Origin of the sequence: Zhaonella formicivorans, assembly GCF_004353525.1 — a bacterium.
Classification (GTDB): domain Bacteria; phylum Bacillota; class DUOV01; order DUOV01; family Zhaonellaceae; genus Zhaonella; species Zhaonella formicivorans.
In genome coordinates this window covers 3,255,031-3,267,931 of sequence record NZ_CP085524.1, presented here as the reverse complement: position 1 = coordinate 3,267,931, position 12,901 = coordinate 3,255,031, and the positions used below count along the sequence as shown (strand labels likewise).

11 protein-coding genes are annotated in these 12,901 nt (G+C 47.0%); 9 read left to right on the top strand and 2 right to left on the bottom strand.

What is annotated here, in order from left to right; genetic code table 11:
• Positions 1-15: 15 nt before the first annotated feature.
• A complete protein-coding gene (locus EYS13_RS15915; protein ID WP_423055287.1) occupies positions 16-2,769 on the bottom strand; it encodes a calcium-translocating P-type ATPase, SERCA-type in 2,754 nt (917 codons plus the stop codon).
• 659 nt (positions 2,770-3,428) lie between these two features.
• Between EYS13_RS15915 and EYS13_RS15910 the strand changes: the two genes are divergently transcribed.
• Positions 3,429-4,226 (top strand): TerC family protein, encoded by a 798-nt coding sequence (locus EYS13_RS15910; protein WP_227764653.1) that lies wholly within the window; start codon positions 3,429-3,431, stop codon positions 4,224-4,226.
• A gap of 21 nt (positions 4,227-4,247) precedes the next feature.
• The gene (locus EYS13_RS15905) at positions 4,248-4,829 is read left to right on the top strand and encodes a beta-class carbonic anhydrase (protein ID WP_227764651.1); all 582 of its coding nucleotides are present in this window, start codon (positions 4,248-4,250) and stop codon (positions 4,827-4,829) included.
• 125 nt (positions 4,830-4,954) lie between these two features.
• On the opposite strand, the gene EYS13_RS15900 is transcribed toward EYS13_RS15905, so the two are convergent.
• The gene (locus EYS13_RS15900; RefSeq protein WP_227764649.1) at positions 4,955-6,133 is read right to left on the bottom strand and encodes an MFS transporter; all 1,179 of its coding nucleotides are present in this window, start codon (positions 6,131-6,133) and stop codon (positions 4,955-4,957) included.
• A 271-nt stretch (positions 6,134-6,404) separates the two neighbouring features.
• Between EYS13_RS15900 and EYS13_RS15895 the strand changes: the two genes are divergently transcribed.
• From EYS13_RS15895 to EYS13_RS15865, 7 genes are all read left to right on the top strand, one after another.
• Positions 6,405-7,862 (top strand): FAD-binding oxidoreductase, encoded by a 1,458-nt coding sequence (locus tag EYS13_RS15895; RefSeq protein ID WP_227764647.1) that lies wholly within the window; start codon positions 6,405-6,407, stop codon positions 7,860-7,862.
• The gene (locus tag EYS13_RS15890) at positions 7,825-9,099 is read left to right on the top strand and encodes a (Fe-S)-binding protein (protein ID WP_227764645.1); all 1,275 of its coding nucleotides are present in this window, start codon (positions 7,825-7,827) and stop codon (positions 9,097-9,099) included. The genes EYS13_RS15895 and EYS13_RS15890 overlap by 38 nt, the downstream gene beginning before the upstream one ends.
• Positions 9,100-9,507: 408 nt before the next feature.
• Positions 9,508-10,575 (top strand): 3-methyl-2-oxobutanoate dehydrogenase subunit VorB, encoded by a 1,068-nt coding sequence (locus EYS13_RS15885; RefSeq protein WP_227764643.1) that lies wholly within the window; start codon positions 9,508-9,510, stop codon positions 10,573-10,575.
• Positions 10,559-11,320, top strand: a complete 762-nt coding sequence (locus EYS13_RS15880; RefSeq protein ID WP_227764641.1) for a thiamine pyrophosphate-dependent enzyme — start codon at positions 10,559-10,561, stop codon at positions 11,318-11,320. The genes EYS13_RS15885 and EYS13_RS15880 overlap by 17 nt, the downstream gene beginning before the upstream one ends.
• Positions 11,299-11,835 carry a 2-oxoacid:ferredoxin oxidoreductase subunit gamma family protein gene (locus EYS13_RS15875; protein WP_227764640.1) on the top strand — a complete coding sequence of 179 codons (537 nt, stop codon included), beginning with the start codon at positions 11,299-11,301 and terminating at the stop codon, positions 11,833-11,835. Before EYS13_RS15880 ends, EYS13_RS15875 begins: the two co-directional genes overlap by 22 nt.
• A gap of 134 nt (positions 11,836-11,969) precedes the next feature.
• Positions 11,970-12,248, top strand: coding sequence for an autorepressor SdpR family transcription factor (locus EYS13_RS15870; protein ID WP_227764637.1), 279 nt, complete (start codon positions 11,970-11,972; stop codon positions 12,246-12,248).
• Positions 12,241-12,882, top strand: coding sequence for an SdpI family protein (locus EYS13_RS15865; RefSeq protein ID WP_227764635.1), 642 nt, complete (start codon positions 12,241-12,243; stop codon positions 12,880-12,882). The genes EYS13_RS15870 and EYS13_RS15865 overlap by 8 nt, the downstream gene beginning before the upstream one ends.
• Positions 12,883-12,901 lie beyond the last annotated feature (19 nt).

Here is a 12,901-nt window from a genome sequence, read left to right as displayed (position 1 = left end):
GGGAAAACAGCTACCCTAAATATTCTTTTTTTGGTAATCGCTTGCGAACTGTCCAACAACCGGTTGAGCTTTTTTAAACAATTTGCTGATTTCCACAAAGATAAGCGGAATAATGCTTAAACTCAAGACAACTGCCCAGTCGCTCGGACGCAGCAGCGCTGTCTCGAACACTTTTCTTAAGAAAGGAACAAAAATCACAGCCAACTGCAGCGAAACCGACAGCAGAAATGCATAAACCAGACTGCGGTTGGTACCCATACCCAGGGTGAAGAGCGACTTATCCAAGCTCCTGGCGTTAAAGGAATGAACTAGCTGGGACAGGGCCAAAGTTAAGAACGCCATGGTATGAGCTTCTTCCAAGGTCCTTCCCCAGATAAGGGCCAGCCAGTAAGACGCCAGGGAAAGAAGCCCCAGCAAAGTACCCTGGATCAAGATAGCAATGCCCATCCCCCCGGCAAAAACTCCTTCTTTAGGACTTCGAGGAGGCCTCTTCATCACATCTTTTTCGGGCGGTTCCAAGCCAAGTGCCAGAGCCGGTGGTCCGTCAGTCACCAGGTTCAGCCACAAGATCTGGATAGGCGTCAAAGGACTGCCCAGCCCAAAGAGAATGGCTGAAAAGATGGCCACAATCTCACCTGTGTTGCAAGAAAGCAGATACTGAATTGATTTACGGATATTGCTGTAAATAGTTCTTCCTTCTTCAACAGCATTTACTATGGTAGCAAAATTATCATCGAGCAATACCATATCAGATGCTTCTTTAGCCACCTCTGTCCCGGTAATGCCCATCGCAGCCCCAATGTCTGCCCGTTTTAAAGCAGGAGCATCGTTCACCCCGTCACCGGTCATAGCCACTACATGATTGTTTGCCTTTAAGGCTGCCACGATCCGCAGTTTATGCTCCGGCGACACCCTGGCATAAACAGTTGTTTTGTTGACATGTTTTTTTAGTTCTTCGTCACTCATTTGCTCTAACTGGGCACCTGTAAGAATCCCATCCCCTGAACGCCAAATATCCAATTCTTTGGCAATGGCCACAGCTGTATCCTGATGGTCACCGGTAATCATCACTGTCCTGATGCCTGCCTGGCGGCTAACGGCTACAGCTTCCTTAGCTTCCTGACGCGGCGGGTCCTGAATGGCAAAGAATCCGACAAAAGCAAGGCTCTGCTCCACTGTTTCCGAGGTAGGATTAGCCGGTACATCTGCCCATTTGCGGATAGCCAGGGCTAATACCCGCTGGCCTTGGGAAGCAAGGGTGGAATTAACCTGTAAAATTTGCAAGCGGATCTTGTCGGTTAGAGCAACTATTCCTGTTGGGGTCACCAATTCGTTGCAGTGAGCCAGCAGCACGTCGGGAGCTCCCTTGGTAAAGGAATAGACAGTCCCCTTCATATTATGGAATGTGGTCATCATCTTCCGGGTTGAATCGAAGGGAATTTCCCCTAGTCGCGGGTATTTTTCCTCTGCTTCTTCTTTCTTAAGACCAGCTTTGGCAGCTGCAACCACTAAAGCCCCTTCTGTAGGGTCGCCAATTATCTGATAGCCCTTCTCAGTCTTTTCTATCCGGGCATCACTGCAAAGTGCCCCTCCCAGGAGCATCAATTCCATATTCTTATCTTTTAGGGGCTCTATCTGTTCCCCACTTTGGGCTAAAAACTCCCCTTGGGGGTGGTAACCTGTACCGGTAACCTGCACCAGATCGCCATTTACATAAACTTGAGTGACAGTCATTTCATTTTTAGTAAGAGTACCTGTTTTATCTGAACAAATGTAAGTTGCCACTCCAAGGGTTTCCACTGCAGGAAGCTTTCTGATAATTGCTTTTCTGCGGCTCATTCTGGTCACACCCAGGGCCAACACAATGGTCACTACCGAGGGTAAGCCTTCAGGAATTGCCGCTACTGCCAGCGCAATTGCTGTCATGAACATCTCAATTAAATTTTCTCCCCGGAACATCCCGGTTAAGAACACTACAGCCACAATTACACCTGCGGCAATGCCAAGGGTTTTACCAAGGGAAGCCAACTGCCGTTGCAGCGGGGTCGGATCAGGAGGGGTTTCTTGCAGCATTTGAGCAATGCGCCCCAATTCAGTATTCATACCTGTCTCGGTGACTATGGCCTTACCCCTGCCGCCGGTGATGGCTGTACCCATGAACACCATGTTCTTCCGGTCACCGATGGGAACTTCTTCCGCATCGATAGTATTCAGTTCCTTCTCTACAGGTACTGACTCACCTGTCAGGGCAGCCTCATTAACCCGTAAAGATGCCGCTTCAAAAAGCCTGGCGTCAGCAGGAACCGAATCTCCTGCCTCCAGAAGCACCACATCTCCGGGGACCAGGCTGTCTACTTCTACCTGGGTAACTTTTCCTTCCCTCAGCACCTTGACAAAGGTTTTGGTCATTGCCTTTAGAGCTTTCAACGCCTGTTCAGCTTTGTTTTCCTGAAAAACTCCCAAAGCGGCATTTAAAACAACTATGATCATGATAACAACAGTATCTTCCCATTCTCCCAGCGCTCCTGAGACAATTGCGGCTCCAATCAGGATCAGGACCAAAACTTCCTTCAACTGGCTTATAAACATGGAAACCAGACTGCGCGGCGGGGGCTCTTTTAAAGCATTGGGGCCATACTTACTTAAACGGCTCTTGACTTCTTCCTGCCCAAGCCCCTGCTCCAGGTCAGAACCCAGGTCCCTGGCAACTTGCCCAGCCTCTAAAGAGTGCCACTTTTTTTCTTGCAGCAATTCAATACCTCCTTGCATGAACATTTTTAGCCTAGGTTAAAGATGGTTTAAAACAAATTGACCTGCCACATCCCTCCCTTCCAGTTTGTGGCAAAATAAAAAGACCTACACCCATCTACTCCAATAGATGAAATGTAGGTCTCACTTTAAATGACTTTAACGCAAAACCGGGCAACTTTCGTTACCGAAGTGACGACTTTGCGACCTTAGCAGGCGGCTACTCCCCTACAAGCAATATTCAGCTGTCCTTAAGTTTAATACAAAATAAAAAGTTGAGCAAGTGGAATTATGGAGTTTTTTATGATAATTTACTGACCTCTTTTGCTTGACTGGGTGGCACTTCTGCTTTATAATTACTGCCAACAGAATAATATTCCTAAAGGGGAGTAGCAGATACAACAGAGTCGTCATTTCGGGATTTTATCCCCGGCTTTGTTGGCAACTTAAGTTGTTTGCAAGACCTTTGCCATACGGTAAAGGTCTTTTTATATATTTTTTGGCCTTTACCAGTCCCTTGGTAAAGGCCGATTTTGTTTTAAAAAATAATTTGCCATACCAAGGGAAGTATAATCAGAGAAAGGAGCTGAAAAACAAATTGATTTTGAATAGCTAAATATAACGGTCGGTCTTAATACCATCATCTATTTAGCGCCATCTTTCTAAAGGAGGTTTTTATAATGGATTTCGCAATGTTACTTGAATATGCCTGGGTTTTACTGGTTCTTGTAGGGTTAGAAGGAATTCTAGCAGCCGATAACGCCCTGGTTATGGCCATTATGGTTAAGCATCTCCCGGAAGAAAGAAGAAAAAAAGCCCTGTTTTATGGATTAGCGGGAGCTTTTGCATTTAGATTTGCTTCTTTGTTTATCATTTCTTTTCTGGTTGATGTCTGGCAGGTTCAGGCCATCGGAGCAGTATACCTGATCTTTTTAAGCGTAAATCATATAGTTAAAAAATACTTCAGACATAAAGAAAAGCAGGAAATTTTGGAGAACAACCAAGGTTCTGGTTTTTGGATGACTGTGTTAAAAGTAGAATTAGCGGATATTGCTTTTGCTGTGGATTCCATACTGGCCGCCGTAGCCTTGGCTATGACTTTGCCCGATACTCCTTTACCTGCTATAGGCGGCTTGGATGGCGGAAAGTTTCTGGTTATACTCGCCGGAGGATTTCTGGGACTGGTGATTATGCGTTTTGCAGCCACGTATTTTGTTAATTTGCTCCACCGTAAGCCAGGTTTAGAGACTGCTGCCTTCCTGATAGTGGGATGGGTTGGAATCAAGCTGGCAGTTTATACCCTTTCCCACCCTGAAGTAGCGATTTTAGCCACTAAATTTGCTAAATCTGCAGCTTGGAAAGTCACCTTCTGGATGGTATTATTACTAATAGCTGTTGGTGGATGGTTTTTATCGAAAGAAGAAAAGATTAAACCTGAAGCAGCAAGAAAACCAGCTAGCCCAAGAAAAAATAAATAACAAATGAATAGGAGAGTAACGATGAATATACTGGAAAAAATATTAGAAGCTAACAGGCATTTTGTAGAAAATCTGCCCAAAGAATTTGCCGGCTCTTCCCATGAGGCAATCAGCAAAATCCCCAGCCGCCAGTTAGCCATTTTTACCTGTATGGACACCCGGCTGGTGGAATTTTTGGAGCCTGCCATGGGCATTAAACGGGGGGAAGCCAAAGTAATCAAAAATGCAGGTAACTCTGTAACCGGCCCCTTTGAAGCCACTATCCGCAGCTTAGTAGTTGGCATTTTTGAACTGGGTGTAAAAGAAGTGATGGTTGTAGGCCATAAGGACTGCGGAATTGCCAACGCAACTGCCGAGGGACTGATAGAAAAAATGTTGCAACGGGGGATCTCGCCGGACGCAATCAAAATGATCGAGGACGAGCTGACAGCCTGGCTTGATCAATTTCACCATCCGGAGGACAATGTGCAAAAAGTAGTTGCCAAAATTAGAAGTAACCCCCTAATCCCCGACGACGTACCGATTCATGGTCTTATTTTTGATCCCCATTCAGGCAAACTGGAAGTTCTGGTCAACGGGTATCAAGAAACAAAACAACCGTAATTTGCAAAAAAACCTGCAATCAATTGACTGCAGGTTTTTTACTGATTTTTAGTTGAGGCACAGTTTTTAAGAAAGCTTTACTGCCTTTTGGATCTACTAAAACTCTTAATGTATAGAAGATATATTTAGTTGAGGTTATTTATTTTAAGCCGGTATTTGTTGGCCTCTGTAAGATAAAACAGCAGAAAAGGGATAATCACAATAAAGCTGCAGGAAAGGTACATATAAAATAATCCCACTTTTTTAGCTAAAACGCCCAGCAAAAAGGACCCCACAGCAATCCCAAGGTCAAAGGCGCTTAAGATGGTGCCGTTGGCTGCACCCCTGCGTAAAGGGGCAACGCTGTTAATTGCCATCGCCATAGCGGTAGGCTGCACGATGCCAAACCCTATCCCCATGGCTATGGCCGACAGGGCAAAAAGCAGAATTCCTCGGGCCAGGAAAAGCAGCACAAAGGATAGGGCAATAGCCGCAAAACCAAGGGGCATGATCTTTAATGGTCCCTTTTTATCAAAGGCATTGCCGGCATAGGGCCTGATAAATAAAAGCACCAGCGCATAGATGAGAAAATAAGAGCCGCTGTTCGCTATACCTATTTCTTTCCCCAGCAAGGTAATAAAGGAAATTATGCCCCCGTACACGACGGCAATAAAAAACATAATACCTGAAACAGAAAAAACTTTTGGTTCTACAAAACTTTCCAGGTTGATCCCTCTTCTTTCCCGTCCAGCGGTCGGTACCTGGTAAGAGATGCCAAGCATGCTGACCCAAGCCAAAACAGCAATGAGAAAGCTGCCGATAAACAAGGAGCTGAAACCGGCATGGTTTAGGATATAAAAACCCAGGCTGGGCCCCACGGCCATAGCCAATGTATTCGACAAGCCATAGTATCCAAGTCCCTCTCCCCTTCTGGCCGGGGGAACAACATCAGCGGCTATAGTCCCCGCACCTGTGGAAGCAAAACCCCAGGCGATGCCGTGGAGCACCCGGAGCAGAAACAGTAATACCAGGCTGTTTACAAAGTTATACGCTCCCATAGCCAGCGCAAAACTAATCAGGGCAAAAAACAGCACTTGTTTTCTGCCTACCGCATCCAGTAAAAAACCGGCCAGAGGACGGACCAAAACAGCCGTTAGGGATAATGCGCCGATAATCAGACCTATTTTGCTTTCATCCCCTTTCAAAACCTCAGCAATAAACACCGGTAAAGTGGGAAGCAAAAAGTAAAAACTGCCAAAAAGCAACAGGTTGGTAAGGCAGATTAGCATAAAGTTTTTTGTCCACAGTGGTTCTTTTCCGTTCATATATTTCCTCCCTGAATAAAGTGTATTTTTTACTTGTTACAAAAAAAATATTAACTTATATTAAGTTCGAGCTGTTTAAGCTAAAAACCTTTTAATCAGGACAACATGACAAAAAAATCGACTGGTATGCAGTATACACATGGTAAATTCTTTCCGCTCGCAGCGATCAGCGTTATAATTAAAATAATGCGTTAAACGTGAATTTATTCCTTCCGTTACTTGCATAGGGTCTCACCGAAAAACGTGACAAAAACTTAGCAAGGAGGATTCTATGGGAAATACACAGTTAGGCAAAGACCTGATTGCCATGCTCGGCAAAGATAAAGTGCTTACAGACGACCTGGATTTGATGTATTACTCCTATGACAGTTCGTTCCTGGCCCGTAACCGAAAATTCATGCCTGACGCCGTAGTGACGCCCCGTTCTACGGAAGAGGTTGCTCAAATCATGCGCTTCGCCTTTACAAATAACATTCCTGTCACTCCCCGGGGTGCAGGTACCGGGGAAACCTGCGGCGCTGTTCCGGCCAAGGGAGGAATCGTTTTAGACCTTTCCACCTGGAATACCATCGAAGAAATTGACATTGCTAATATGCAAGCAATAGTCCGCCCCGGAGTAATTCACGATGAACTAAACCAGGAGCTGGCTAAACACGGTCTCTTTTTCCCGCCTGATCCGGGAAGCACCCGCATGTGTACTCTGGGGGGCATGGTAGCCAACAACTCCAGCGGGCTAAGGGCAGTAAAATACGGCACCACCGAGCAGTACGTGCTGGGGCTGGAAGTTGTTTTGCCTGATGGACGGGTTATCACCACCGGAGGTATGAAAGCCAAAGCCATCAAAAATGTTTCCGGCATGAATCTCACCAAGCTTTTTGTGGGCAGCGAAGGTACCCTGGGAGTAATAACCAAGATCCGCTTGCGGGTCTGGCCCAAACCCAAAGCCAGGGGAATTCTGATGGCTGTTTTCTCCGATTTGGAACAAGCCCCTGCGGCAGTATTGGATGTTTACCAGGATGGAATTCTCCCCTCGGGTATTGAAATCCTGGATGAATCGGCCATTAAGGCCGTAAACATGTACAAGCCTGAAATCGCCTTGCCGGACGCTCAGGCTATACTTCTTTTTGAATTGGACGGCAATCCCGCCAGCGTGGAATATGAGGGCAACCGTTTAGTGGAAATCGTGGGGAAAAGGGCCTCCCATGTTGAATGGTCCACAGAACCTAAAAGAATGGCCCAGCTTTGGCAAGGCCGTAGCGTGGTTGCCACTGCCGCTGCCCGTGTGCGGGAAGACGGGAGCCGGATTTTTGCCGGAGAAGATATCAGCGTCCCCTTGTCCAGAGTTACTGAAGCCCTGAAAAAAATCAGGGCTGTGGCACAAAAGTACGGCATCGGAGTGGTCAATTACGGTCATATCGGTGACGGCAATGTCCATACCGCCCCTGTCATCGACCCGGAAAACCCGGCAGAAATTGCCCAGGCCAATAAACTGGTTGACGAAATTCACCGTCTGGCAGTGGACTTGGAAGGTTCAACCACCGGTGAACACGGGGTTGGCCTGGTCAGGGCGCCTTACGCCCGCTTGGAACACGGGGAAGCAGTGAATATAATGGCAGCTATCAAACGGGCACTGGACCCCAAAGGCATTATGAATCCCGGCAAACTTTTCCTGACAGAGGAGGAAGCAGACAATGTTTCACCAACTTCCGGTAGTTCGCGATCAGCTTAAAAAATGCGTGCGCTGCGGCCAGTGCCGCGCTGTCTGCCCTATCTTCAAGGAAATCGGTACCGAAACGGCAGCCCCCCGCGGCCATGTCTTTTTGGTGCAAAAGCTTAGGGATAAGGAACTGATACCTTCCTCCAAAGTGGCCGACAGGGCTAACCGCTGTCTCCTATGCGAATCCTGCAGCAGCGAGTGCCCCTCGGGCATCAAAGTCCATGAAATGGTGGCCGCGGCTCGGGATTACCTGGCTGACTACCAGTCCAAACCCCTTAAACGTTTTTTGCTGCGCTCCATCTGGGCCCATCCTGAACGCTTAAATTTGTTCCTGCGACTGGCCTACGGGTATCAGAAGTTCGGGTTGCAGTCCTTGGCCCAAAAAACGGGCCTGGTTAAACTGCTGGCAGGCGAATTGGCTCAGTCTGAAGCGCTTTTAGGCAACCTGCCGCCAAAAAGCGCTTTAAGTTTTCTTGGTCATCATATCCCCGCCCAGGGCACAAAAAAATTAAAGGTGGGCTATTTTTTAGGCTGCGCCACCAACCATTTCAGCCCAGAGGTTGCCCTAGCTGCTGTAAAAGTTTTGACCCGAAACGGCTGTGAGGTTATTATTCCTGAAGGGTTGAAATGCTGCGGCCTTCCGAATTATGCAAACGGCGATATGGATCTGGCTAAAACTCTGGCCCGAGAAAATATCGAAGCCTTTAGTCAGGCTCAAGTTGACTTCATCATCACAGATTGTGCCTCTTGCAGTTCGGTATTAAAAGGCCCTCTGTACAAAGAATGGCAGGACGCTGACATGATAGAAAAAGCGCAGGCTTTCCAGGCAAAGGTGCTGGATTTAAATATCTTTTTATTGGAAAAAATTACTCTTAATGGCAGCTTTGCCGTGCTTGCCCCTACAATCATAACCTATCACGATCCTTGTCACCTGGCTAAAGCTCAGAAGGTCTACGCTCAGCCACGGCAGCTTCTGAGCATGATCCCCGGCGTGGAAATACGTGAAATGAATAACCCCGACCAGTGCTGCGGGGGAGCAGGAACCTTCAGCTTTTTTAATTACGATTTATCTATGAAGATCCTGGACCGGAAAATGAAGTCCATTAAAGAAACTGGAGCCCAAATCATAGCCACCTCCTGCCCGGCCTGTACTATGCAGCTAAGACATGGGCTGAAAAGGCATCAGCTAAAGGGCAAAGTTATGCACCCGGTAGAACTCCTGGCCCAGGCTTACGAAAACCGTAGCTAATACCGAATTGGACCTTTTATCCTTTTATATGGATAAAAGGTCTTTTTTGTTTGGTATTAATTTGAAAGCCTGATATTATTGCATAAAAAAACTATGTAACTTAACTTGCAATATTTAACAGTTGTGCTATTATAATTATAACCTGGTTTTATTACCTAATTATATTACCAGATAATAATTATAAGCGGTGGTACACATGTTTTCAGTGAAAGTCGATAGTACGCGTTGCAAAGGTTGTCAGCTTTGTCTCCATTTTTGCAAACCCAAAGTATTTAGCCTCTCCAAAGAACCAAACCCTCTGGGGCATTACCCTGTCATTGCCGAAAGACAGGAAGCATGCAGCGGATGTAAGGCCTGTTACCTCATATGCCCTGACTGTGCTGTGACCGTTGCCCGGGAGGTGGGATAATGCAAAAAAAACTTTTACAGGGAAATGTTGCTCTGGCAGAAGCTGCTGTAAGGGCCGGCTGCAATTGCTATTTTGGCTACCCCATTACACCTCAGACTGAAATTATGGAGTACCTGGCCGGGCGGCTGCCGGAGGTTGGGGGCGTGTTTTTGCAGGCAGAAAGTGAAATTGCTGCAATCAATATGGTCTATGGAGCTGCCGGAGCAGGGGCCAGAGTGATGACCTCCTCTTCCGGGCCCGGAATCAGCCTTAAGGCGGAAGGCATTTCTTATCTCGCGGCAACGGAGCTGCCCTGCGTAATTGTTAATGTGATGCGGGCCGGTCCTGGTCTGGGAGGTATTCAGCCTTCGCAAGCAGACTATCTCCAGGCTACAAGAAGTGCCGGCCACGGCGGTTACCGCTGTCCGGTATTGGCTCCTTCCGGTGCCCAGGAGATGGCTGATCTTACATACCTGGCCTTCCAATTAGCAGATCAATACCGGACTCCTGTCTTCATCCTGGCTGACGCTTTGGTAGGCCAAACCAAAGAACTTGTAGAACTTCCGGAATTCATTAAGACTTTGCCGGCAAAACCGTGGGCTACTACCGGAAAAACCGGGAGAAAAAGAAATGTAATCAACTCCCTGTATTTAGACGATAACGAATTGGAAAATCATAATCTCCAATTGCTCCAAAAATATGAGCAGATCGCATTAAGCGAAACACGTTGGGAAGAACAATGGTGTACAGATGCCCAAATAATTGTAGTTGCTTTCGGTTTTTTAGCCAGAATTGCCAAGGAAGCCGTACTTCTGGCCAGGGAAATGGGCATAAAAGCCGGCCTGTTCAGGCCGGTCACCCTCTGGCCCTTTCCTGCTGCAGCCCTCCGCCAGGCAGTTACTTCTGATAGAAAAGTACTTGTAGTGGAAATGAACGGTGGGCAGATGCTGGAAGATGTTCAACTGGCTGTAAACAAACAAGTTCCGGTAGGATTCCTGGGCAAAGTCGGCGGTTTGCCACCGGAAGCCAGGGAAATTTTAGGCCGGATAGCCAAGATGGCAGGTGAAAAAATTGCACAGATTAGCTGAGAGACCAACGCTATTAGTTGACCGTGCCTTCCACTACTGTCCCGGTTGTACCCATGGCATCATTCACAGGCTGGTGGCAGAAGTGCTGGAAGAACTTCAACTGGCCGATAGAACCATTGGCATCGCTTCTGTGGGCTGTTCAGTTTTAGCTTATGAATACTTTGACTTGGATATGCAGCAAGCCGCCCATGGTCGGGCCCCGGCTGTGGCCACCGGGATTAAAAGATTTTTACCTGATTCGGTCGTTTTTACTTACCAAGGAGACGGCGACCTGGCTTCCATCGGCATGGCGGAAATTATTCATGCCGCCGCCAGGGGTGAAGCCATAACTGTGATTTTTGTCAACAACACTTTATACGGAATGACGGGAGGGCAGCTTGCCCCCACAACCTTGTTGGAACAAAAGTCTACTACCTCCCCCCAGGGGAGAAAGGCTGAACGGGAAGGTCATCCCATCAAGGTAATTGAACTGCTGTCCACTTTAGCAGGTCCGGGGTTTCTTGCCAGGACAGCAGTCCATACCCCTGCACAGGTGCTTAAGACCAGAAAAGCCATTAAAGAAGCATTCCTGGCCCAACTGGACAAATGTTTTGCCCTGGTAGAAATTCTTTCCACCTGTCCTACCAATTGGAAGCTCAGTCCCGTGGAATCCGTGGAATGGGTGGAAAAACAAATGCTGCCTGTTTATCCTTTAGTAAAACTGGAGCGGAGTGATGACGGAACATGGCTAAAAACTCAACTCTAATTTCAGGATTTGGGGGCCAAGGAGTTCTGCTCTTTGGTTCAATTTTGGCGGAAGCAGGAGCAGCTTTGGGAAAATGGGTCTCTTTCCTCCCGGCATACGGGCCGGAAGCCAGGGGAGGAACGGCATTTTGTACTACTATAATCAGCGACACACAAATTATCTCGCCTCTTATTGACAATACTGATAATCTGGTGGCATTAAATAATCCTGCTGCTGAACGGTTTCTACCAAAGTTAAAAGCAGGAGGCACGCTCCTGCTCAATTCATCCTTGGTTCCCAATCTACCACATACAGATGGGTACCATGTTTATAAATTGCCGGCCAGCCAGTTAGCCGAAGGCATTGGCAGCCCTCGTTGTCTTAATATGCTCTGCCTGGGGGCACTGCTAAAGGTAAAAAATTTGGCGCCCCTGTCGCTGGTTAAAAATGTTATACGGGATATGCTGGGTGAAGAAAGGAAAGATTTAATCGAGCTGAATTTTAAGGCTTTGGAATTAGGATACAACTACTTTTAGAAGCAAGTACAAGGACCTCTGCCTGCAATGCAGAGGTTTCTTGTTTAAAATGTATATTGCTTTCATAAGCTGTAGATGCTAAAATCAACTTAGATATTTAGAAATTTATTTAATTATCTAAAAGGAGGGAGTAGATGTCTTTACAGGATACTTTTAAAGCCCTGTCGGATAACACCCGCCGGGAAATTTTAAAGCTCTTGAGGGAAAAGGATATGACTGCAGGGGAAATTGCAGGGAAATTTAACATCACAAAGCCCAGCATTTCCCACCATCTCAACCTGCTCAAACAGGCGGGGCTGGTTATAGATGTACGCCAGGGGCAAAATATTTACTACTCGCTCAATACCAGCGTGGTTGAGGAAGTGTTGGGCTGGTTTTTACAGTTGACCAAGAGGAGGTTAGATAATGAATAACCTGAAAAAAGACTGGCTGTTATGGTTAGTGCTCGTAAGTTTGTTTGTGATTGGGTTCATCTTCTACCCGCAGCTCCCCGACCGAGTGCCTATGCACTGGAACGCTTCCGGGGAAGTGGACGGTTACGGTTCCAGGTTCGCGGGGGCCTTTGGCATGCCTTTACTAACCTTGGGTATTTATCTGCTCTTCGTGATCCTCCCCCAAGTTGATCCGCGAAGACAGAATTATGACAAGTTCGCAGCAGTCTATGAGCTCTTGAAATGGGCAATTATCCTTTTTCTTGCAGTCATGTACTTTGTGACCCTGACCGCCGGGCTTGGCTTTGCACCAAATGTGGGGCTAATCACAAAATTAGGCGTTGGCATACTGCTGGTGATTTTAGGCAACTACTTTGGGAAATTGCGTCATAACTATTTCGTGGGAATTAAAACCCCTTGGACATTGGCCAACGAGGAAGTATGGGTTAAAACTCATCGCTTTGCAGGTCCGTTATGGATGTTGGCCGGTTTAGTTTTCATTATTACAGCCTTTTTCGACCACCCTGCCACTTTTTGGGTTGCTATGGGAGGAATCTTTTTAGCCTCTATATTAAGTGTAGTTTATTCCTTTTGGTTGTTTCGCAGGTTGTCTTGAAAGCTTGTAAACCCAGGTG